Below are 20,679 nucleotides of genomic sequence, written 5' to 3'. Positions count from 1 at the left end.
ATTCCTGTTAACCAGGTCGTTTCACAGGGTTTTTCCCGCTTAACCCTAATCCTGCCTTCATCAAGCGATCAGGCAGGAATCCGGGAATCATGAAATTGCACTGGACCGGACATTCGCGCCGGAGGCATAACAGGGCCATGCTGTGGCTGACCTCCATCTGCGCGTCGATGGCATGCACCATGCCCGTTCAGGCGGGCGAGGTCTCCAATGTCGAAATCCGCGCCAACCAGGTGGTGCTGCACTTCGACGATCCGATAGAAAGCGCCAGCAGCTTCGTCCTGAGCGGCCCCGACCGCATCGCGATCGACATCAAGGGCGCAACCGCGCGCGCCAATGCGCTGACCCAGCAGGGCCTGTTCCGCAACGTCCGCATGGCCCAGTTCGACAGCGATACCGCGCGGATCGTGCTCGATCTCGATCGGCCGGCGATGGTGAGCGCAGGCACCTTCTCCGAAGATGGCCGGAGCCTGACCCTGTCGGTCAAGGAGCTGGGATCGTCCGAGCTTGTTGGCGTTCTCAATGCCCCGCGCCAGTCGTTCGTGCCGCCCGCCAATTTCCGCGCGGAACCGCCGCAGCGCCGCTACAGCGTGCGCATTCCGCTGCCCAAGCCGAGCAAGGCGCCGCCGCTGCCCAGGATCGAAGGGCCCAAGGATGACAGCCGCCCGCTGGTGGTGATCGATGCGGGGCATGGCGGCCACGATCCGGGCGCGATCAGCCCGCATGACGGAACGCGCGAAAGCAAGGTCACATTGCAGGTCGCCCGCGCCATCCGCGACGAGCTGCTCAAGACGGGACGCGTGCGCGTTGCGCTGACCCGCGACAGCGACACCTTCCTGGTGCTGCAGGAGCGCTATGGCATCGCTCGCCGCCTCGGCGCGGACCTGTTCATCTCGGTCCATGCCGATGCCGCCGCCTCGCAGACCGCGCGCGGCGCGACCATCTACACGCTGTCCGAGGTCGCCTCGGATCGCGAGGCAGCCCGGCTCGCCGCGCGCGAGAACAAGGCCGACATCCTGAACGGCGTGAATCTCGCCGATGCGCCGTCGGACGTATCGTCGATCCTGATCGACCTGACCCAGCGCGAGACGATGAACCTCTCTGCCGATTTCGCGCGGCTGCTGCGGCGCGAAGGCGAGGCGAAGATGAACTTTCGCACCGATTCCCACCGTTTCGCCTCGCTGATGGTGCTGAAAGCCCCCGATGTGCCGTCGGTCCTGCTCGAGACAGGCTATGTCAGCAACGAGGAGGACATCGCGCTGCTCAATTCCCCCAGCTATCGCAAGCGTATCGCGGAATCGGTGAGTCAGGCGGTCACCGTGTTCTTCGCACGCAAGCTCGCTTCGTGGTAAATCCTCGCCGCAGCTATATCGTCATTCCCGCGAAAGCGGGAATCCCGCTTCGTCTTCAACCCTCTGCGTCAGTAGCGGGACCCCCGCCTGCACGGGCGTGACGGGAAGGGCGGGTTAGGCGCAAGCGGTCCATGTCAACTGTCGCAACCCTCGCCAATCCGCTCTGGCCTTGTTCAGGAATCCTGTGCTAGTCGCGCGGGCATGAGCGAGGGTGAAAGCGGCGGTTCCGCCTATAGCATGCGGCGTGACGGCGAGGGCGCGATGGTGGCCCTGCGCGATGCGTGGCAGAAGCGCTGGGTGCGCTGGGCGGCGTATCTGCTGGGTCTGGCACTGCTGGGCGTTTTCCTGATCTGGGTTATCTTCGCGCGCGATCTGCCTTCGGCGGATACCCTGGTCGATTACGAACCGGACCTTCCCACCATGGTGCGCGGCGTCGATGGCGAGATCGTCAACAGCTATGCGCGCGAGCGCCGCGTGCAGTTGCAGTACAAGGATTATCCGCTGCCGCTGATCCGCGCGTTCCTGTCTGCCGAAGACAAGAATTTCTTCTCGCACAACGGCCTTGATTATCCGGGGCTCGCCTCGGCAGTGTTCGATTATGTCACCAAGCTGGGTTCGGGACAGCGCGCGCGTGGCGGCTCCACCATCACCCAGCAGGTTGCCAAGAACCTGCTGCTGGGCGACGAATATTCGATCACCCGCAAGATCCGCGAGGCGATCCTCGCCTATCGCATCGAGGACGTGCTGACCAAGCAGGAAATCCTCGAACTTTATCTCAACGAGATCTATCTCGGCCGTAACGCCTATGGCGTGCAGGCGGCGGCGCGGGCCTATTTTGGCAAGGATGTCGCCGATCTGAAGCTGCACGAAGCGGCGTATCTCGCCATCCTGCCCAAGGCACCGTCCAATTACCGGCCCGAAGTGCACATGGAACGCGCGCTCGAACGCCGCAACTGGGCGCTGGGCGCGATGCAGTCCAACGGCTGGATCACGCGAGCGCAGATGCTCGCCGCGCAGGCCGAACCGCTTGGCACCATCCCGCGCACCGGCGACAATTTCGACAAGGTCGGCGGCTATTTCGTCGAGGAAGTGCGCCGCCAGCTCGTCGAGAAATTCGGCGAGAAGCGCGAGGACGGCCCCAACAGCGTCTATGCCGGCGGCCTGTGGGTGCGCACCTCGCTCGACCCCGCGATGCAGCGCGCGACCACCGAGGCGCTGCGCGACGCCTTGCTGCGCTATGATCGCGGCAGCGGCTGGAGCGGTCCGCTCAACAAGATCGAGATGGACGATCAATGGGCCTCGCGCCTGGCATCGACCTATATCGACATCGATTACGAGAACTGGCGCGTCGCGGTGGTGATCGACAAGTCGGCCAGCGCCGCCGAAATCGGATTTGCCAATGGCGACAAGGGCGTGCTTCCGCGCTCGACCGCCACCATGCCGCGCAAGCGCGTCGGCGGCACCGCGTTCGATTCGATGAAGCCGGGTGACATCATTGCGGTCGCGCCGATGTCGGGCGACACCTATGCGCTGCGCAACGTACCCGAGATTTCGGGCGGCATGGTAGTGCAGAACCCCCGCTCGGGCCGGGTCTATGCGATGCAGGGCGGGTTCGATTCGCAGATCAGCCCGTTCAATCGCGCCACCCAGGCCGATCGCCAGCCGGGCTCCACGATCAAGCCCTTCGTCTACGCGACCGCGCTCGACAACGGGATGACGCCCGCGACGCAGATCGTCGACGGCACCTTCTGCGTCTATCAGTCGGCGAGTCTCGGCAACAAGTGCTTCCGCAATTTCGGCGGATCGCGCGGGGCCGGGCCGCAGACGATGCGCTGGGGTCTCGAACAGTCGCGCAACCTGATGACGGTGCGCGCCGCGAGCGATGCGGGCATGGCCAATGTGGTCAAGACGATCAAGGCTGTCGGCATCGGCGATTACAAGCCCTATCTTTCGATCGCGCTCGGCGCGGGCGATACCACCGTCATGAAGATCACCAACGCCTATTCGATGCTGGTCAACCATGGCCGCGAGCTCAAGCCGACGCTTATCGACTATGTCCAGGACCGGCGCGGCAAGGTGATCTTCCGTTCCGATCCGCGCGTCTGCGAACGCTGCAACATGGCGAAGTGGGATGGCAAGCCGATGCCGCGCTTTGCGCAGCGCGGGCGGCAGATCCTCGATCCGATCACCAGCTATCAGGTCGTGCACATGCTCGAAGGCGTGATCACGCGCGGAACCGCGGTGACGCTGGCAGACCTCAAGCGACCGATGTTCGGCAAGACCGGCACCACCAGCGGCCCCACCAATGTCTGGTTCGTCGGTGGCACGCCCGATGTCGTGGCCGGCGTCTATCTTGGCTTCGACCAGCCGCGCAGCATGGGCGGCTATGCCCAGGGCGGTAGGCTCGCCGCGCCGGTGTTCAAGCAGTTCGCCAAGGAAATCTTCCCCAGCCTTCCGGTCAGCGAGTTTCTCGCCCCGCCGGGCACGCGCATGGTGCGCATCGATCGCCGTTCGGGCCGCCGTGTCTATGGCGCCTGGCCGGGCAACGAGGCCAAGGCAGCAGTGATCTGGGAGGCGTTCAAGCCCGAAACCGAACCGCGCCGTTCGATCCGCCCGGAAGAAATGGCCGCAGCGGTCAAGGCGGTGCAGAAGCGCACGGGTCCTGCAGCACGGGCGCGCAGCGACAGCGAATTCCTGCAGCAACAGGGCGGCATCTACTGACGCGCCGAGGGCAACGCATCGCGCAGGGCGTTTCACTCTACCGTTCGGGTTGAAAAATCGGGCTGGGAGGCGTAACGGGCATTGGACCATGCTCAGCCAGAAAGTCCGCTACACCATCCGTGCCTTGCAGCACCTTGCCGATCATTACGGCAAGGGGCTGGTGCATCTGGACGAGATCGCCTCTGCGCAGAACATTCCGCCGAAATTCCTGACCGTGATCCTGTCGGAAATGGCGCGGGCAGGGCTGGTGCATTCGCAACGCGGCAAGGATGGCGGCTATGCGCTGGGCCTGGCGCCGGTCGATATCCGCTATGGTGATATCGTCCGCATCACCAGCGGATCGCTGGCCCTGGTGCCATGTGCCAGCCGCTATGCCTATGAAAAGTGCAAGAACTGCCTGGCCGAGGACGAGTGCCGACTGCGCGCGCTGATGCTCAAGGTGCGCGACGAGACGGCGGTGATCCTCGATGAGATCACGCTTGCCGATCCGATCGCGCCGGTGGCTGCATTCGAAGGGGCCATGGTCGATTGAGACCACGCCCTGGCCGGTTCAGGCGGCGAACACCACCTGCCAGGCCGCGCCCTTGCGCAGTCCGGTCAGCGCCTTGACCTCTCCGCCCAGCTGCGCGGCGAGCGATTGCACGATCCGGGTACCCAGACCCTTGCTCGCCGTCACGTCGACGCCCTGCGGCACACCGCGGCCATTGTCGCTGACGGTCAGTGCCAGCCGCTGCGGATCGAGCTGTTCCAGCTTCAGCGTGATCGTGCCGCCATCGTCGGCAAAGGCGTGCTTGAGGCTGTTGGTGACGAGCTCGGTAACGAGCAGCGACAGCGTCGTCAGCCGGGCGATATCCAGTTTCACCGCCGGCATGTCGACCAGGCACACGATGTTGCGCGCGCCCGTCGCCTGCAGCAGGTCGGTGCAGATTTCCTGGAAATATTCTGCCACCGGCAGATCGACCGATGCCGGATCATACAGGCGCCGGTGGATGCGCGACATCGTCTCGATCCGGCTCTGCGCCTCGTCGAGCGCCGAGCTGGCCGAGGCCGGATCGGTCGCCACCTTGCGCTTCTGCAGCTGCAGCAGCGCCGAGACGAAGGTCATGTTGTTGGCGACACGGTGCTGCAGTTCCTGAAACATCGTGCGCTGCTGATCGTACAGCTCTTCGGTCACGCGCTTCTTCGCCTCCAGCCGATCGGCGGCGCGATGCATGAAATGGATCAGCGCAATGTCGACCGTCACGATGAAGATGTAGAAGCCGATCGCAATCAAGCTCGCCCCGTCCATCGCGAAGCTGTTGACCGGGGGGATGAAGAAATAGAGCGCCGCAAGACCGCACAGCACGGCACACAGCATCCCTGGCCACAATCCGGCCAGAAAGGTCGTGACGATCACGGCGGGGAAAAAGGTAAGATAGGGGAATCCTGGCGGGAGCGTGCCCTGCAGGTGGAAGCGGCTGATCAGCGCCAGAGCGAATGTGCCGATCGAGAGGCCATAGCCCAATCGCCAGTCACGACGAAACAGCGTGCCTGCCTTTACGAACCGGTTCATCGTCACTCTCGTCAGCAGGAAAGCGGATGCAAACGTCCGCAAACCGCTTTGTAAAAGCCAATATTTGGCGGTGCAAGCCGATGGCACGGGCGATTTCGCCCAAAAATGGCGCAATTTTTCGCTCTGACGCTTGCCCGAGGCGGTTGGTCGTCCGTCCAGGGGAAGCAAGAAAATCTATCTTGCCAACTGGAATGGTAGAGAATAGCCTTTCTCTTGCGGGCCATGCTGCATGCAGCCGGTCCGCACCAGATCTCTTCGAGGAGTAAACCGATGCCTCCCGCCAAGCCCGAGAACGCGGCACTGCGCACGCCGCTGCCGATCTCGACCATTTCCGATGCCATTTCCCGACTGCGCTTCGGTGCCATCGTGCTGACCGTGCATGATGGCAAGCTGGTGCAGATGGACGTGACCGAGCGCCAGCGCTTCAGCTGAGCTTCCACGCCAAACTATCCCTCTGACTGCCGGGACCGGGCTGACCGGACCGGCATTTTTCGAGCGTTTCTCCATGTTGCCCAACACGCTGCGTGCCGACCGGACATCCGGAAGCACTTCCACATTCGGGGGTCTTTCCAAATGTCCAAATTCGTTCCTGCGCGCGCATCGCTTGCGGCGCTGGCCTTCGCGCTCGCCATCCCTTTCCAGGCGCAGGCAGCCGAAACCGAGAACGAGGCCGCGCAGGCCGATTCTGCCATCCAGGCCGATGCTGCCGATGATCAGGGCGACAACGTGATCATCGTGACCGCCCGCCGCCGCGACGAGGATATCCAGGACGTGCCGATCGCGCTGTCCGTCATCGATGCGGCGCAGGTGGATTCGCAGGGCCTGTTCAACATCAACCGGCTCACCCAGATCCAGCCGACGTTGCAATTCTATTCGACCAACCCGCGCAACACGTTCGTCAACATCCGCGGTATCGGCGCGCCGTTCGGCCTCACCAACGACGGGTTCGAACAGGGCGTCGGCATCTATATCGACCAAGTCTATTACAATCGCATCGCCTCGGCGACGCTCGATTTTGTCGATGTCGAACAGGTCGAGGTGCTGCGCGGACCACAGGGCACGCTTTACGGCAAGAACACCACCGCCGGCGCGATCAACATCCGCACCCGCGCGCCCAGCTTCACCTTCGAGGGGCGCGCCGAACTGAGCGTCGGAAATTACGATTTCAAGCAGGCCAAGGCGACGATCTCCGGCCCGATCTCGAATACCATTGCGGCGCGGATCAGCCTGTCCTCGACCGACCGGCGCGGCACGATCCTCAACGTTAAGACCGGCCAGAACGTCAACAGCCTCGACAATCTCGGCATTCGCGGCGCGCTGCTTTGGCAGCCCAGCGACAGCTTCAAGGTCACCCTGTCGGGCGATTACAACATCCAGGACCCGATCTGCTGCGTGCAGATCTATGCCCGCGTCGGCACCACGCAGCGTGCGGCCAACCGGCAATATGCCGCGCTGATTGCGCGCTTCCCCGGCTATGCTGTGCCCAGCACCGATCCGTTCGATCGCGTCACGGACCTCGATGCCAATATCCGCGCGCGCAACGAACATGGCGGGGTGTCGGCGCTGGTGGAATGGGAGCTCGGCAAGTTCGCGCTGACCTCGGTCAGTGCCTATCGCTACTGGGACTGGACCCCAGCGAACGACCGCGACTTTACCGGCCTGCCGATCTTCCTCAAGGTCAACAACCCCACCCAGCAGAAGCAGTACACGCAGGAATTCCGCCTGAACTATGAGGCGGAGCGGCTGAACTTCGTCGTCGGCGCGTTTGCCTTCTACCAGGAAATCCGCACCCAGGGCATCCAGGAACAGGGCCCGGCGGCGAGCGCATGGCTGCTCAACCCGACCAGCGCGTTGTCTAACAACCCTGCGGTGCTCAACGGCGTGGTGGCGAACAACGACATCCGGCTCGACAATGTGAGCCTCGCCGCGTTCGGCAAACTGAACTGGAAGGTCACCGATGCCTTCACGGTCTCTCCGGGCATCCGCATCAACTATGACAAGAAGGACGGCCAGTATGATTCGGTCGTGACGGGCAATGCCTCGAACGGCACCCGCCAGATCGTCAGCAACGTGCCGACCAGCCCGTTCTTCAACGATCCCTGGATCGCCGCGCAGCGCGGGGTTCAGGCCTCGCAATTCTTCGAGGTCGATTTCAGCGACTGGAACCTCTCGTACGACCTCAATCTGGGCTACGAGATCAGCGATGCTGTGAACGCCTATGCGACCTATGCGCGCTCGTTCAAGACCGGCGGGGTCAACCTCAACGGCGTGCCCAGCCGCGCTGATGGGTCGGCCGCACTCGAAGTGGCCGTGATCAAGCCGGAAAAGGTCGATCATTTCGAGATCGGGCTGAAGACGAAATTCTGGGACAACAAGGCGACGCTCAACCTGGCGGCCTTCTGGACCGACATCCAGGACTTCCAGGCCAGCGTCATCAGCAATATCAGCGGCAGCAACGTGCTGCGCGGTTATCTCGCCAATGCCGACAAGGTACGCAGCCGCGGGGTCGAGGCGGATTTCCGCGTCCAGCCTTCGGATCGCTTCACCGCCTATGTCAGCGGCGCTTTCACCGACGCCAAGTTTGTGCGCTTCGTCGATGCGCCGTGCCCGCCCGAGCTCGCGGGCGGCACCACGGTGAGCGGGACGCAGGTCCCCGGGCCCGCCGCGACGCCCGGCGCGCTCAGCCCCGCCAATTGCGATGTGTCGGGCCAGTGGCTGCCGGGCGTGTCCAAATGGGCCTTTTCCTGGGGTGCGGAATATAACGTTCCGGCCACGGTGTTCGGGCTCGAGGGCAATGCCTATGCAGGCTATGATGCGAACTTCCGCTCAAAATTCTCGTCAAATGCATCGCGGTCGATCTACACCGATATCGATGCTTATTCGCTGCAAAATTTCCGCGCGGGCTTCCGCACTGACCGCTATGATTTCTTCGTGTGGATCCGCAATGCCTTTGACGAGGAATATTTTGAATCGCTCGCCGTTACCCCCGGCAACACCGGCCTCATTTCCGCTCAGATGCCCGATCCCCGCACCGCTGGCCTCACGGTCTCGGCGCGGTTTTGAGGGTGGTTGAAGCTTCCTCCAGCAGAAGGGACCGCACGTGCCGGACCTTGGAATACTGAACCCTGCCGATATCTGGCCCTATATCCTGGTCGGCGTTGCCGCGCAGATGGTCGATGGCGCCTTGGGCATGGCCTTTGGCGTGATCTCCAGCACGCTGCTGGTCTCGGTGCTCGGCGTGCCCCCGGCGCAAGCCTCGGCAGGCGTGCATTTTGCCGAGGTTTTCACGACCGGGGCGTCGGGCCTCAGCCATGCCTGGCACCGCAATATCGATTGGGGGCTGTTTGCCAAGCTCGTGCTTCCGGGCGTGGGGGGCGGGATATTGGGGGCCTATGTGCTCGCCAATGTCGATGCAGGTGTCGCCCGACCGCTGGTCATGGCCTATCTGACCGGCATCGGGCTCGTCCTGCTCTATCGGGCCTGGCGCTTTCCCACGCCAAAGTTCCAGGACCCGCGCATCGTCGCGCCGCTGGGTGCGGCGGGCGGCTTTCTCGACGCTGCGGGTGGCGGCGGATGGGGACCTGTGGTGACCTCCAACCTTCTCATTCAGGGCGGAGAGCCGCGCAAGACGATCGGGACGGTCAGCGCGTCCGAATTCTTCCTGACCGTGTCGATCTCGGTCACCTTCATCCTCACCATGGGGTTCGAGGCCTTTACCACGGCCACCATCGGTCTGCTCATCGGCGGCGTGGTGGCCGCGCCATTTGGGGCGATCCTCGCCAAGAATGTGCGTCCGCGCCTTTTGCTGTTCATGGTGGGCACGGTGCTCACCATCACCAGCGTCTACAGCATCTGGAAGGCGCTCAGCTGATGCGTTGCGGTCAGATCTCTTCGCGGACCTGTGCATAGGCCAGGGCCGCGAAGATCACCGTACCGCCGATCACATTGCCGACCAGCGCCGGGAGGATGCCGCCGAACACGGCCTCGATCGGACTGAGCTCCCCCATCAGCATCACGATGAAAAGTTCGGTCGAACCCGCGACGACATGCGAGAAGCCTCCCAGGCCGATCATGTAGGTGACGATGGTGATCATCAGCACTTCGCCCGCGCTTTCGATCCGCGGCAGCATCCACACGAGCGAAGCGATCATGAACCCGGCGGGCATGCCCCACAGCAGATGATCGAGCGGCGCGACCTCGGCATAATGGCGCGAGACGCTCAGCACGCCGGACATCTGGAGCGGCGGAATGATGCCAGCATGCACCATCAGGATGGCGGCGATCAGGCATCCGGTCATGTTGGCGGCGAACACGATGGCCCAGAGCCGCGCCGTCTGGTTCAGCCGCGAAATCGACGGATAGGCGAGCAGCGGCAGGATGGGGGTCACCGTATTCTCGGTGAACAGCTGCATCCGCCCCATGATCACGACGAGGAAGCCAACCGAATAACCCAGGTTAGTGACCGCCGGTGCCCATGCGGTATCCGGGAGCAGGGCGGTCAAGATGCCCTTGCACAGGATCGACAGACTGATGGCCAGCCCGGCCCCGACGCCCGACCACCAGAGGGCGGAAAACGGACGGGCAAGTTCGTGGCGGCCCGAGCGGCTGATCGCGCGATAGATCAGCGCGGTGGTAACGTCCGCCAATTCGTCGAGCGCGGGCTCCGCCGCCTTGCGCCTGCTGTTTCGTGCCATGTGCCCCCCGTGTGAACGCGCGTATCGTCGTTCAACGCGCCAGGGGGAGGGATCGTTGCCTTCGGCCTAGAAGCTGACCTTGGGCGCTGCGCCGACCGTGGCTCGCTCGTCGCTGCCCAGTTCCCAGAAACCCTGCGGTTTGAAGCCGAGCGCGCCCGCGAATAGCACGGCGGGAAAGGATTCGATTCCCGCATTATAGTCGGCGCTCGCGGCATTATATGCGCGGCGGGCGGCGGCGAGCTTGTCCTCGACATCGGCCAACTCGTGCTGCAGCGTCTGGAAATTGGTATTGGCCTTGAGGTCGGGATAGGCCTCTGCCAGCGCGAACAGGTTCTTGAGTGCGCTGCCCAGCGCCATTTCCGCGCCCTGCGCCTCGGCCGGGCCATGGGCGGCCAGCGCACGGCCGCGGGCCGCGATCACCGCTTCGAGCGCGCTTTTCTCGTGCGCGGCATAGCCCTGGACGGTGCTCACCAGATTGGGGATCAGGTCGTGCCGTTGGCGCAGCCCCGCATCGATATCGGCCCAGCCCTGGCGGCAATTGGCGCGCAGCGACACCAGTCGGTTGTAGATCAGGATCACCGCCAGCAGGACGATGACGACGATGCCGAGTATGATCCATTCCATAGACAGTCCCCCGATATACGGCCTAGCATTACCATGGCGCTAGAGGCGGGGGAATGCCGGTGATCACAATAGCCGATGTCGATACGCTGCTGGCGGGCGAACTTGGCCAGTGGCTGCAGGCCCAGGCGAGCGCACGCGAGGAGGCCAAGCGCAAGGCAGCAAAGCGCATGGTCGGCGGCCTTGTCCTGGGTGCACCATTCCTGCTCGGTTTCTTATGGGACGGTTTCTGGGGACAAGCCGTCGGTTTCGTCGGCCTTGCCATCATCGCCATAGGCTTCACCATGGGGGGCATCATCCGCCAGAACATGGTGAGCAGTCTGAAGCGCGAGATCAACAGCGCGCTCGCGCGCAGCCTTGGCGTCGAATACAGCCCCGAAGCCGCGTTCGGAGACGAGTTCAACCTCGCTTATGCCTATGATCTGCTCCCGGGCTATACCCGCAAGACCTGCGAGGATTGCTGGCAGGGCGAGATCGGCGGCACTCCTTTTCAGCTGTACGAGGCGCATCTCATCGAGCGGCGCGGGTCAGGAAAGAATCGGCGCGACGTCACGGTGTTCCGCGGTGTCATTCTCAAGATACGCTTCGCACGCGAATTCCATGGCGTGACGCTGGTCGAGCGCCAGCGCATGCGGCTGACCTGGTTCGGCGACAGCCAGACCAAGAACGGCATGAAGCTCGACCGGGTGAAGATGGTCGACCCCCGGTTCGAGGACACATTCGACGTCTATGGCAGCGACCCGGTGGAGGCGCGGTATCTTGTTCACCCCGCCTATTGCGAGCGGCTGGTCGCGTTGGAGGACAAGTTCGAGGGCAAGGGCCTGAAGGCGCTGTTCCACAAGGGCGATGTCGTGGTGACCGTGAAAAGCGAGGATCTGTTCGAGAGCGCTTCGCTCAATCCTGATCGTGATCGCGAATTGCTCGGACGGACGATCGAACAGTTCCGGGCGCTGGCGGAGATGATCATCAGTCTGAATGAACGGCGCAGGGAAGGCGCTTCAACCTGAGGCAATCGTCGCCCCCGCGAAGGCGGGGTCCCACTTTTTCAATGAGATTAGAAGAACAGCGGGATTCCCGCTTTCGCGAGAATGACGAGGAAGTAACAGAAGTCTAAAGCCGCATGATCGCCGCGGCGATCCAGCGCTCCTCAGAGCGCAATATGCCCCAGGCGCGAGCGGCGGCGCGGCTGTCCATCACCTCGACACCGATGCCGCGCTCTTCCATGGCGCGGATGAAGGCGCGGGGAGGGTGGGTCATGGCGCCGCCAGTGCCGAGCAGCATGAACTCGGGCGCCGGGTCGAGCGCCAGCACCTGGCCCATCGCGTCGATATCCAGCGCCTCGACCGCCGGTGCGTCCCAGGGCATGGCCGAAACCGGCGTCAGCACCAGCGCGCCGTCGACGCGACGCTGGCCCAGATTGTCGCCGTCGAGCTTGAAGCCGCGCGCGGTAAAGCCGGTAATCACCGGGCCGGACGCGCGCGGATCCTGAGTGAACTCAGCCATGGATCAGCCGACCAGCGAATCCGGCGATCACAGGCCTTCCTTGAGCTTGGCCTCGGCCTTGTCCGCCTCTGTCTGCTGCGGTACGAAGCTGTGCGGGCCGACACCCAGCCAGACGAGGATCGGGTTGGCCATGTAGATCGACGAATAGCAGCCGACGAACAGACCCAGCGTCATCGCGGCGGTAAAGCCGAAGATCACGCCCGGACCGATGAGCAGCAGCGCCATCAGCGCCATCAGCATGGTCAGTGAGGTCATCACCGTGCGCGACAGCGTCTCGTTGGTCGACAGGTCGAGCAGCGAGATCATGTCCATCTTGCGGTATTTGCGCAGGTTCTCGCGCACGCGGTCGAACACCACGATCGTGTCGTTGAGCGAATAGCCGATAATGGTGAGCAGCGCGGCGATGATGTTCAGGTTGAACTCGAGCTGGGTGAGCGCGAAGAAACCGAAGGTGATCGCGACGTCGTGGAACAGCGCGAACAGCGCCGCGACGCCGAACTGCCATTCGAACCGGAACCAGATGTACACCGCGATTGCGATCATCGCGAAGACCAGCGAATAGACGCCGGTGGTCAGCAGCTCTTCGGACACCTTGCCCGAGACCGAATCCACGCCGTCGATCCGCGCGCCTTGCGCCGCATATTCCTTGGTGATCATCGTGGTCACGCGCTTGGTGACGGCGTTGACCTCATCCGGATTATCGCCGTCCAGCCGCATGCGGACCGAGACCTGGTTGGGCTGGCCGAAGCGCTGGATGGTCGATTCGCCGAGGTTCAGCGCCTCGATATCCTCGCGCAACTCGGCCACCGGGGCCTCGGCCACCTTGTCGAACGTCACCTGGATCATCTGGCCGCCGACGAAATCGACGCCGAGGTTGAGGCCGCGCACCCCGACCAGCACCAGCGAGGCGATGATCGAGAAGATGCTGATGCCCATGGCGATGTGCCGCCAGCGCAGGAAGCGGAAATTGGTGTTGTCGGGGACAAGCTTGAGGAGCTTCATGGTTTCAAGCCTTCCTTAAATGTTCAGTTCGCGCGGACGTTCGCGCTTGAGCCACAGGGCGACGAACATCCGCGTCACGTACACAGCGGTCCAGACCGAGGTGACGATGCCGATCATCAGCACGACCGCAAAGCCGCGCACCGGGCCCGAGCCGAACAGGAATAGCAGCACCGCCGCGATGACATTGGTGATATTCGCGTCGAAAATCGCGCGCGAGGCTTCGGTATAGCCCACCTCGATCGCCTGGATGATCCGCCGCCCGTTCTTGCGTTCCTCGCGGATGCGTTCGTTGATCAGCACGTTGGCGTCCACCGCTGCGCCAATCGTCAGCACGAAACCGGCGATGCCGGGCAGCGTCAGCGTGGCGTTCATCAGCGCCATGATCCCCAGGATCAGCAGGATGTTGAGCACCAGCGCAATATCGGCATAGACGCCGAACCGGCCATAGGTGATGATCATGAACGCGAGCACCGCGAGGGTGCCGATGCCGCCGGCGATCAGGCCGAGCTGGATCGATTCCGTACCCAGATCGGGGCCGACCGAGCGTTCCTCCACGACCTTGAGCTCCACCGGCAGGGCGCCGGAGCGCAGCGCGATCGCGAGCTGGTTCGCGCTTTCGGTGGTGAAGCTGCCCGAGATCTGCGCCGATCCGCCCAGGATGGGCTCGTTGATATTGGGTGCGGAGAGCACCTCGCCATCGAGGATGATCGCGAACGGCTTGTTGACATTCTCCTGGGTCAACCGCGCGAAACGCGCGCCGCCATCACGGTCGAAGGTGATCGACACGACAGGCTCGTTGGTCTGCGGGTCGAAGCTCGCCTGCGCATTGGTCAGCTTGTCGCCGCGAATGCCGCCCAGCCGGCGCACCGCGATCGGGGTGCCGCCCGCGGGATTGGTCGGATAGGGCACGATCTCGCTGCCCACCGGCGCGCGGCCCGCGGCAATATCCTCGGGGCTGGCAGCCTGGTCGACCAGCTTGAATTCCAGCTCGGCGGTCTGGCCGAGAAGGTCCTTGAGCGCCTGGGGATCGTCAAGGCCGGGCACCTGCACCACGATACGGTTGTCGCCCTGGCGGATGATGGTCGGCTCGCGCGTGCCCATTTCGTCGATGCGCTTGCGCACGACTTCGGTCGCGGTTTCCATCGCTTGGTCGAGCGCTTGGGTCAGACCTGCCTCGGTTGGGGTCAACACGATGCGGCTCGTATCGCGCACCTCGATGTCCCAGTCGCGCTGGCCGGTCAGGCCCGCGCCGCTGGTCAGCGGAAGGATCAGCTCGCGCGCGGCATCGACTTGGGAAACGTCGCGTACCAGGAAGGAGAGCTTGCCGCCCTCGCGCGAGATGTCGCCGATGCCGATGCGCGGCTTGGCGCTGCGCATCGCGGCGCGAACGGTCTCTTCCATGTTCTGCAGGCGTTGCGCGGCGACATCCTTGGGGTCGCCCTCCAGCAGGATATGGCTGCCTCCCTGAAGGTCGAGCCCCAGGTTGATCTTTTCCTGCGGCAGGAACGAGGGATAATATTTGGCTGCGCCCGCAGGCAGCAGGCTGGGGATCGCCATCAGCACGCCCAGGGCGAGGATCAGGCTGATCGAGATCGTTTTCCAGCGCGGAAAATCTAGCATTCGTGTTGCTTCCTTGGCAGTGCTGGCTCGGACGCGGCGGTGAGCCTGGTCCGCTCAGCGCGGGCCGGATGTGCGCGCCATATATTCATGCGCGCAACAGGCGGCAAGGCGGCAGGTCGTTCCCGCTCGCCGCTCAGTCGTTGGCAGGCGCGCCGCCCGGCTGGATGACGTCGCTCAAGGTCGCCTTGACCGCGCGGACCTTGGCGCCACCCAGATCGATCTCGACATAGGCGTCGTCGACCTTGGTCACCTTGCCGACCAGACCGCCGCCGGTGATGACTTGGTCGCCGCGCTTGACTGCATCGATCTTGGCCTTGTGCGCCTTCATCTGGCGCTGCTGCGGGCGGATGATCAGAAAATAGAAGATCGCCAGCAACGGTACGAACATCAAAAGCTGGGTCCAGGCCGGTGCAGCGCCGGGGGCTGCGGCGGCCAGTGCGAGCAGGAGTGTCGAGTCCATGGGCTGTGATATCCGAATGTCTGAAAGGAAAAGGGGAGCGATTGGCCGATAAAAAGCCGGTCGCAGCGATGCGCGCGCCTATCATCATCGGCCGCGCAAGGCAATTGGCGATCACCTTGCGCCAACTTGTGCATCACGGGGTTGCCAAGCGCGCCGCATCGCCATATAGGCGCGCTTCGCTTTTGCCGCAGGCGCGGCCGAAGCCCAAGGTCGGGACGTAGCGCAGCCTGGTAGCGCATCACACTGGGGGTGTGGGGGTCGGAGGTTCGAATCCTCTCGTCCCGACCAATTCTTCGCCGCAACGCTGGTGCGGAAGACTTATCCGAACATTTCCGTTTCGATCGTGCGCTGCATCGCGTCGCTGTAGCGCGGGCCGCTGACGGTGCGTTCGTTGATCAGTTCGTCGATGCGCGCCGCGGCCTCGGCCGGGATGGTCCAGTCCTTGCGCGCGAAGTTTTCTTCCATGTGCGCGATCGATGCGGTGCCGGGGATGGCGACGATATGGTCGCCGCGCGAGAGCACCCAGGCGAGGGACAATTGCGCCGGTGTCACCTCCAGCTCGGCGGCGATCGCGTTGAACGCTTCCGCCAGTGCCCGGTTCTTCGGCCAGTTCTCGGCATTGAAGCGCGGCATTCCGCGGCGCAGGTCCTTGTCGGTCAGCGCGTCCGCGTTCTGCACGCCATTGGCCAGCACGCCGCGCGCTACCGGCGAGAAGGCGACGAACGTCGTGCCGAGCTCGGCGCATGCATCCAGCACGGCAATCTCGGGCTCGCGCGTCCAGGGCGAATATTCGGTCTGCATCGCCGCGATCGGGTGCTCCTTCGCCGCGCGGCGCAGCGTTTCGGCCGACATTTCGGACAGGCCGATGCTGCCGATCTTGCCCGCCCTGACCAGGTCGGCCATCGCGCCGACCGATTCCTCGATCGGCACGTCGCGATCGCGGCGGTGCATGTAATAAAGGTCGACATGATCGGTCTGCAGGCGGGTGAGCGACTCATCGATGCAGCGGCGGATCGTTTCGGGTCGGCAGTTGATGCCGCGCTTCTCGCCTTCGATGACGATGCCCATCTTGGTCGCCAGGAAGAATTCCCGCCGCCGCCCTTTCAGCGCCTCGCCGATCAGTGTCTCGTTATGCCCCAGGCCATAGATATTGGCAGTGTCGAGATGGTCATAGCCCAGGTCCAGCGCGCGATGAAGCAGCGCGGTGGCGGTCTCGCGCGGAGGCAGATTGCCATAGCCCCAGCTCAGCGACATGCAGCCCAGGCCGATCGCCTGGACGGGGCGGTTGTTGATCGTGCGTGTGGTCACTGGTGGTTCCTGTAAAGGGAAGGAAGAGCGTTCGTGCCGACTGCGCTCGCACACCCGGCAAGCTCAGGTCAAGACGCTGATTCGGGCGTCGGGGCATCGGTGAGCGACGCTGATGCCTGTCTGTCCGAACCGGGTGCTGCTCACGCGCTTCAACGCCCCGCACGGCGTGCTGATGTCAGTTCGATTGGAAGGCCATGGGGCTGATTAAGTAACAGAAAAATAGGGGTATTCGTTCATCGTCTTGGCCCCTGGGGCCATGGCTGCAGCGCGCATGCAAAGCCGGCACTGGACATTCGTCTGCCCGGCTTTTTCGGGACAAAGGACACCTTGGCTGTCAGTATTTTATCCTCTTTTCGCCCCCTCACAAACCGGCTATATGCACGGTTCCCAAGGGTGCGGGGGAAAGGGGTCGGGCCGATGCGGCGTGTCCTTCCTGCGCCAGTGCAAGAAATAAATCTTGCCAGAGTCCCTAGGGTGTCGATACAACGCGGGCTCTTGTTTCCGCAACGAAGGGGAAAAGTACCATGAAGTCCATTCTCAAGCTGAGCCCGGTCTTCGCCGTCGCTGGCGTTCTGGCTCTCGCCGCTTGCTCGCCGGAAAAGGCTGAAGAAGCCCCCGCCGAAGAAGCCACCACCGAAGCTCCGGCTGAAGAAGCCGCTCCGGCTGCTGACGCCGGCATGGAAGCTGGCATGGAAGCCGGTGCTGAAGCTGGCGCCGAAGCCGGTGCCGCTGCTGGTGCCGAAGCTGGTGCAGAAGCTGCTGCTCCGGCCGCTGACGCTGCTGCTCCGGCCGCTCCGGCTGAAGAAAAGAAGTAAGCTTTACGCTCACTTCGCCTGAAAAGGCCAAGCCATAAAGACGCCCGGCAGCCTCGCGCTGCCGGGCGTTTTTGCGTTTTTGGCAATGGCGCGCTTCGGGCCGGGTCCGGCTGTCGTCATGTTTTCTTCACCTATGTTTACGGTCGATTAGGCTCTGTGCGCTATATCGCGTGGCGGTTGCACTCCTGCCGTTTTCCCCCCGGACGGCACCGAGCCAAGAACTAGGGTTGCTGGAGGCCGTTATGGCAGCGTTGACAGGCAGGCAGGGCCCGCATGGCGAGCAGGCAGCGGAACGTCGCTTCGCCATCCGCATCAACGTCAATATCGAGGCCGATCTGGTCGATCAGGGCCGTCGACACTGCACCGTTGCGCTGACCAATCTCTCGATCACCGGATGTCGCTTCGAAAGCGACCTCCCGCTGCGCATGCATGCACCGGTGACGCTCACCATCGATGGCGTGGCCCCGATCGAGGGCGAGATCGTATGGGCGGAAGGCAAGCTGATGGGGTGTCATTTTGCCGAGGCGCTGAGCCCGACGATCTGCAATCGCATCATCCGCACCCTGCGCGAGCGTCAGGAGCGCCGCTGAGACGACAGCAGCCGTGAAAAATGCCGGTGCAGCTCATCGGCATTGCGGTCCCACGTAAAATTGGCGACCGCGCCGCGCACCTGCTCGCGGTCGGGTGTCAGCGCCAGCAGTTCCCCGATCGCGGCCGCGAGCGCCTCAGGCGTCGGCTGCACGATCCGGCCTGCGACAGGGTCGGTCAGCAGCTCACCCGCGCCGCCTGCATCGCTGATGACGATCGGCGTGCCGCAGGCCAGCGCCTCGACCCAGGCATTGGCCAGCCCCTCGGACCTTGACGGCAGGACCATGATGTCGGCTGCGGCGAGCCAGCGGGGCAAGTCGTCATGCGGCAGCGCGCCTGCAAAGATCACGCGCGCTTCCACACCCAGCTTCTGCGCCAGGGCGCGATAGTTGCTCTCCTGTTCGCCGGCACCCGCCAGCACCAGCGTCGCGCCGGGTAAGGCGGGCAGGGCCTCGATCACCAGATCCTGTCGCTTGCGCGCGATCAGTGCGCCAACGGTGATCAGCATCGGGCCTGATATTCCGAGCTCGGCCCGCAGCCCGTCATCGGGGCGGGGCGCAAAGCGCCGCTGATCGCAGCCGGTATAATGGACGGTGATCTTCTCCTCGGCCATGCCGAGCGCGACCATGTCGCTCTTCATCGCCGCCGAGACCGCGAGCAACCCGGCCGCGTCCAGCCCGGCATGCAGCACCTGCTCGCGCGTCTTCGGGTCGTTGCCCCAATGGTGGATATCCGCCCCGCGCGCCTTGACCGAATAGGGGATGGCCAGCCGCCGCGCGAGTTCGCGCGCTGCGGGGCCGTCGGGATAGAAGAATTCCGCATCGATCAGGTCGAACGGCTGCGCGAGGTGCAGTCGCTCGATTAGCGGCCAGATCGCGCGGACCATCAGCTTTGGCTGAAGATGGTTGCCAAGCCCGGGAAGGTGCAGGAAGTGCGGGCGATACACGTCCAACCCGCGCCAGGTTTCGCGAAAGGGCAGCTTTGCCAGGGCGCGATAGCGCGGATGGCGGGAGAGCGGCCAGGGGGGGAGAGCTTGCGGGCTGATCACGGTGATTTCGACATCGTCGCGGCCTGCGAGCGTTGCGGTCTGGCGCTCGACGAAGATGCCGAAATTGGGGCGCGCTGCATTGGGAAACAGCGTGGCAAGGGTCAGGATGCGCATCACCGCGCCACCCTTACAGTGCGCGGATTAACGTTTCTGCCACTGCCAGCCAGGGTGGATCGCTGACCACTTGCTGGCGCGAGCCTGGGCCGGGGGGGAGGATCTGCATCCGCCCGCCTTCGCGTGCGATCAGCCGGCCAAAGACGAAGCGCCCCGCCGGTCGCGGCACCAGCACATCGCGGTTGAGCGCGCTGGCAAGCTCGGCCTGTTCGACCCGGCGCAGCCAGACCATGTCGCCGCTGCGATAATCGCCGATGCTGCCGATGACACGCACCGCGACGAGATTTTCCGCCGGCACGGGCGGCAGCGCCCGCTCGCTGCGCGTCGGTGCGCGTGCGCCGTCCGGAGAGAGCAGGGCCGCCAGCGGCAGATCGGCAGCCGCCGTGCTGCTGACCAATGCGCTCGATTCCACTTCGAGAGCCGCGGCGATGCGGTTCAGCCAGTCGAGCGACAACGTGCGCGTGCCCGTTTCGAGCCGCCCGATGGTCTGCGCCGTGGTCGGCGGGTCACAGCGCTGCGCCACCTCTTCGAGAGTCAGGTTGCGGGCGCGGCGTACATCGCGAATGCGGTTGATCATGACAGCAAGTCCTAACCTATATGGATAAATCTCTTTCCTACAATCCAGCCTCTGTGGCAAGTCCTTCATCCATCACGAACCATCAGGGGTGTTGATCATGGCGCAGGATCAGGGACCGCATGGCATGCGGGCAGAAGCTGGCAGGCTGCTTGCGGAAAAGGTGATCGAGGGCGAGACCGTCGGGCGCAGGGTCGATGGCGCGCGGCGGCCGGCGCGCTCGGTCACGGTGAACCTCGCCGAATCGCCGCTCGGCTGGCTGCTCGCGCGCGGGCTTATCGGCGAGCGGCAATTCGATGCGGGCGAGAAGCTGCGCAGCGACTGGGAGCGCGCGAACCTGTCGCCCTCGCTCACCATGCGCTGGGATGCCGCTCCGCGTTCAAGCGCACGCCGGGGCAGCGACGATCATCTCGAGCCGACCGAGCGCCAGACGGCCGCACGCCAGCGCTTCGATGCGGCGATGGCGGCGCTGGGGCGGGACCTCAACGATATTGCCTGGCGGGTGATCTGCTCGGGCGAGGCGATGCCGGTCGCGGAAAAGGCATTGGGCTGGCCGGTACGCTCGGGCCGCCTGGTGCTGAGGCTGGCGCTGGATCGGCTGGCGGATTTCTACCGGCTGCCGGGCTGAAGCGGGCGCAGTATATCGCCTGATTTCAGCCGCATGTTGTTCAGAATCGTCATTCCCGCGAACACGGGAATCCCGCCTCTGG

At 64.1% G+C, this 20,679-nt stretch carries 20 protein-coding genes and 1 tRNA gene; 11 read left to right on the top strand and 10 right to left on the bottom strand.

Annotated features, from left to right (window positions below; all coding sequences use genetic code 11):
• Nucleotides 1–137: 137 nt before the first annotated feature.
• The 3 genes from FG486_RS03650 to FG486_RS03640 all read left to right on the top strand — a co-directional run bounded on the left by FG486_RS03650 (nucleotide 138) and on the right by FG486_RS03640 (nucleotide 4,602).
• Nucleotides 138–1,349: an N-acetylmuramoyl-L-alanine amidase gene (locus FG486_RS03650; protein WP_181266470.1), complete on the top strand. Its 1,212-nt coding sequence runs from the start codon at nucleotides 138–140 to the stop codon at nucleotides 1,347–1,349.
• Nucleotides 1,350–1,550: 201 nt separating this feature from the next.
• Complete coding sequence (locus tag FG486_RS03645) at nucleotides 1,551–4,070, top strand: penicillin-binding protein 1A (RefSeq protein ID WP_066285054.1); 2,520 nt, start codon at nucleotides 1,551–1,553, stop codon at nucleotides 4,068–4,070.
• An 88-nt stretch (nucleotides 4,071–4,158) separates the two neighbouring features.
• On the top strand, nucleotides 4,159–4,602 hold the full coding sequence (locus tag FG486_RS03640) for an RrF2 family transcriptional regulator (RefSeq protein WP_066285059.1): 444 nt from the start codon (nucleotides 4,159–4,161) through the stop codon (nucleotides 4,600–4,602).
• Between the two features lie 18 nt (nucleotides 4,603–4,620).
• On the opposite strand, the gene FG486_RS03635 is transcribed toward FG486_RS03640, so the two are convergent.
• Nucleotides 4,621–5,622 (bottom strand): sensor histidine kinase, encoded by a 1,002-nt coding sequence (locus FG486_RS03635; protein WP_181266469.1) that lies wholly within the window; start codon nucleotides 5,620–5,622, stop codon nucleotides 4,621–4,623.
• Between the two features lie 270 nt (nucleotides 5,623–5,892).
• Between FG486_RS03635 and FG486_RS03630 the strand changes: the two genes are divergently transcribed.
• From FG486_RS03630 to FG486_RS03620, 3 genes are all read left to right on the top strand, one after another.
• Entirely contained in the window at nucleotides 5,893–6,054 is a 162-nt protein-coding gene (locus tag FG486_RS03630; RefSeq protein ID WP_082751288.1) for a YezD family protein, read from the top strand.
• Nucleotides 6,055–6,195: 141 nt separating this feature from the next.
• The gene (locus tag FG486_RS03625) at nucleotides 6,196–8,685 is read left to right on the top strand and encodes a TonB-dependent receptor (RefSeq protein WP_181266468.1); all 2,490 of its coding nucleotides are present in this window, start codon (nucleotides 6,196–6,198) and stop codon (nucleotides 8,683–8,685) included.
• A gap of 37 nt (nucleotides 8,686–8,722) precedes the next feature.
• On the top strand, nucleotides 8,723–9,493 hold the full coding sequence (locus FG486_RS03620; RefSeq protein ID WP_060977519.1) for a sulfite exporter TauE/SafE family protein: 771 nt from the start codon (nucleotides 8,723–8,725) through the stop codon (nucleotides 9,491–9,493).
• Between the two features lie 10 nt (nucleotides 9,494–9,503).
• On the opposite strand, the gene FG486_RS03615 is transcribed toward FG486_RS03620, so the two are convergent.
• Entirely contained in the window at nucleotides 9,504–10,316 is an 813-nt protein-coding gene (locus tag FG486_RS03615) for a formate/nitrite transporter family protein (RefSeq protein WP_066285071.1), read from the bottom strand.
• 66 nt (nucleotides 10,317–10,382) lie between these two features.
• A complete protein-coding gene (locus tag FG486_RS03610; RefSeq protein ID WP_181266467.1) occupies nucleotides 10,383–10,940 on the bottom strand; it encodes a LemA family protein in 558 nt (185 codons plus the stop codon).
• A gap of 53 nt (nucleotides 10,941–10,993) precedes the next feature.
• Between FG486_RS03610 and FG486_RS03605 the strand changes: the two genes are divergently transcribed.
• Entirely contained in the window at nucleotides 10,994–11,944 is a 951-nt protein-coding gene (locus FG486_RS03605) for a DUF3137 domain-containing protein (protein WP_181266466.1), read from the top strand.
• Nucleotides 11,945–12,047: 103 nt separating this feature from the next.
• Here the strand turns inward: FG486_RS03605 and FG486_RS03600 are convergent, their stop codons facing one another.
• The 4 genes from FG486_RS03600 to yajC form a co-directional block, all read right to left on the bottom strand.
• Complete coding sequence (locus tag FG486_RS03600) at nucleotides 12,048–12,440, bottom strand: Mth938-like domain-containing protein (RefSeq protein WP_181266465.1); 393 nt, start codon at nucleotides 12,438–12,440, stop codon at nucleotides 12,048–12,050.
• A 27-nt stretch (nucleotides 12,441–12,467) separates the two neighbouring features.
• A complete protein-coding gene (secF, locus tag FG486_RS03595) occupies nucleotides 12,468–13,442 on the bottom strand; it encodes a protein translocase subunit SecF (protein ID WP_066285083.1) in 975 nt (324 codons plus the stop codon).
• A 15-nt stretch (nucleotides 13,443–13,457) separates the two neighbouring features.
• The gene (secD, locus tag FG486_RS03590; protein ID WP_066285084.1) at nucleotides 13,458–15,062 is read right to left on the bottom strand and encodes a protein translocase subunit SecD; all 1,605 of its coding nucleotides are present in this window, start codon (nucleotides 15,060–15,062) and stop codon (nucleotides 13,458–13,460) included.
• A 133-nt stretch (nucleotides 15,063–15,195) separates the two neighbouring features.
• Nucleotides 15,196–15,522 carry a preprotein translocase subunit YajC gene (gene yajC / locus FG486_RS03585; RefSeq protein WP_060977526.1) on the bottom strand — a complete coding sequence of 109 codons (327 nt, stop codon included), beginning with the start codon at nucleotides 15,520–15,522 and terminating at the stop codon, nucleotides 15,196–15,198.
• 211 nt (nucleotides 15,523–15,733) lie between these two features.
• On the opposite strand from yajC, the gene FG486_RS03580 reads away from it, so the two are divergent.
• Nucleotides 15,734–15,810: transfer RNA gene (locus FG486_RS03580), tRNA-Pro, on the top strand.
• 30 nt (nucleotides 15,811–15,840) lie between these two features.
• Here FG486_RS03580 and FG486_RS03575 read toward each other — a convergent pair.
• The gene (locus FG486_RS03575) at nucleotides 15,841–16,830 is read right to left on the bottom strand and encodes an aldo/keto reductase (RefSeq protein WP_273301234.1); all 990 of its coding nucleotides are present in this window, start codon (nucleotides 16,828–16,830) and stop codon (nucleotides 15,841–15,843) included.
• Nucleotides 16,831–17,354: 524 nt separating this feature from the next.
• Here FG486_RS03575 and FG486_RS03570 point away from each other — a divergent pair.
• Together FG486_RS03570 and FG486_RS03565 are read left to right on the top strand one after the other, a co-directional pair.
• Nucleotides 17,355–17,645: a hypothetical protein gene (locus FG486_RS03570; protein WP_082751290.1), complete on the top strand. Its 291-nt coding sequence runs from the start codon at nucleotides 17,355–17,357 to the stop codon at nucleotides 17,643–17,645.
• A gap of 242 nt (nucleotides 17,646–17,887) precedes the next feature.
• Nucleotides 17,888–18,235: a PilZ domain-containing protein gene (locus tag FG486_RS03565; protein WP_066285086.1), complete on the top strand. Its 348-nt coding sequence runs from the start codon at nucleotides 17,888–17,890 to the stop codon at nucleotides 18,233–18,235.
• Here the strand turns inward: FG486_RS03565 and FG486_RS03560 are convergent.
• Both FG486_RS03560 and FG486_RS03555 read right to left on the bottom strand, forming a co-directional pair.
• Nucleotides 18,220–19,395, bottom strand: coding sequence for a glycosyltransferase (locus FG486_RS03560; RefSeq protein ID WP_181266464.1), 1,176 nt, complete (start codon nucleotides 19,393–19,395; stop codon nucleotides 18,220–18,222). The genes FG486_RS03565 and FG486_RS03560 overlap by 16 nt on opposite strands.
• A gap of 13 nt (nucleotides 19,396–19,408) precedes the next feature.
• Nucleotides 19,409–19,972 carry a helix-turn-helix domain-containing protein gene (locus FG486_RS03555; RefSeq protein ID WP_066285090.1) on the bottom strand — a complete coding sequence of 188 codons (564 nt, stop codon included), beginning with the start codon at nucleotides 19,970–19,972 and terminating at the stop codon, nucleotides 19,409–19,411.
• A 97-nt stretch (nucleotides 19,973–20,069) separates the two neighbouring features.
• Here FG486_RS03555 and FG486_RS03550 point away from each other — a divergent pair, with 97 nt between their 5' ends.
• Nucleotides 20,070–20,597: a DUF6456 domain-containing protein gene (locus FG486_RS03550; RefSeq protein WP_171007839.1), complete on the top strand. Its 528-nt coding sequence runs from the start codon at nucleotides 20,070–20,072 to the stop codon at nucleotides 20,595–20,597.
• Nucleotides 20,598–20,679 lie beyond the last annotated feature (82 nt).

The organism is Blastomonas ursincola (genome assembly GCF_013607875.1).
In the GTDB taxonomy this organism is placed as follows: domain Bacteria; phylum Pseudomonadota; class Alphaproteobacteria; order Sphingomonadales; family Sphingomonadaceae; genus Blastomonas; species Blastomonas ursincola.
This window is presented reverse-complemented; position numbering and strand designations above follow the sequence as displayed.

Excerpts from the sequence above, each read along its gene's own strand:
- FG486_RS03650 (WP_181266470.1), top strand. The coding sequence starts at position 138 with ATGCTGTGGCTGACCTCCATCTGCGCGTCGATGGCATGCACCATGCCC.
- FG486_RS03645 (WP_066285054.1), top strand. The coding sequence starts at position 1,551 with ATGAGCGAGGGTGAAAGCGGCGGTTCCGCCTATAGCATGCGGCGTGAC.
- FG486_RS03640 (WP_066285059.1), top strand. The coding sequence starts at position 4,159 with ATGCTCAGCCAGAAAGTCCGCTACACCATCCGTGCCTTGCAGCACCTT.
- FG486_RS03635 (WP_181266469.1), bottom strand. The coding sequence starts at position 5,622 with ATGAACCGGTTCGTAAAGGCAGGCACGCTGTTTCGTCGTGACTGGCGA.
- FG486_RS03630 (WP_082751288.1), top strand. The coding sequence starts at position 5,893 with ATGCCTCCCGCCAAGCCCGAGAACGCGGCACTGCGCACGCCGCTGCCG.
- FG486_RS03625 (WP_181266468.1), top strand. The coding sequence starts at position 6,196 with ATGTCCAAATTCGTTCCTGCGCGCGCATCGCTTGCGGCGCTGGCCTTC.
- FG486_RS03615 (WP_066285071.1), bottom strand. The coding sequence starts at position 10,316 with ATGGCACGAAACAGCAGGCGCAAGGCGGCGGAGCCCGCGCTCGACGAA.
- FG486_RS03610 (WP_181266467.1), bottom strand. The coding sequence starts at position 10,940 with ATGGAATGGATCATACTCGGCATCGTCGTCATCGTCCTGCTGGCGGTG.
- FG486_RS03605 (WP_181266466.1), top strand. The coding sequence starts at position 10,994 with ATGCCGGTGATCACAATAGCCGATGTCGATACGCTGCTGGCGGGCGAA.
- FG486_RS03600 (WP_181266465.1), bottom strand. The coding sequence starts at position 12,440 with ATGGCTGAGTTCACTCAGGATCCGCGCGCGTCCGGCCCGGTGATTACC.
- secF (WP_066285083.1), bottom strand. The coding sequence starts at position 13,442 with ATGAAGCTCCTCAAGCTTGTCCCCGACAACACCAATTTCCGCTTCCTG.
- secD (WP_066285084.1), bottom strand. The coding sequence starts at position 15,062 with ATGCTAGATTTTCCGCGCTGGAAAACGATCTCGATCAGCCTGATCCTC.
- yajC (WP_060977526.1), bottom strand. The coding sequence starts at position 15,522 with ATGGACTCGACACTCCTGCTCGCACTGGCCGCCGCAGCCCCCGGCGCT.
- FG486_RS03570 (WP_082751290.1), top strand. The coding sequence starts at position 17,355 with ATGAAGTCCATTCTCAAGCTGAGCCCGGTCTTCGCCGTCGCTGGCGTT.
- FG486_RS03565 (WP_066285086.1), top strand. The coding sequence starts at position 17,888 with ATGGCAGCGTTGACAGGCAGGCAGGGCCCGCATGGCGAGCAGGCAGCG.
- FG486_RS03560 (WP_181266464.1), bottom strand. The coding sequence starts at position 19,395 with ATGCGCATCCTGACCCTTGCCACGCTGTTTCCCAATGCAGCGCGCCCC.
- FG486_RS03555 (WP_066285090.1), bottom strand. The coding sequence starts at position 19,972 with ATGATCAACCGCATTCGCGATGTACGCCGCGCCCGCAACCTGACTCTC.
- FG486_RS03550 (WP_171007839.1), top strand. The coding sequence starts at position 20,070 with ATGGCGCAGGATCAGGGACCGCATGGCATGCGGGCAGAAGCTGGCAGG.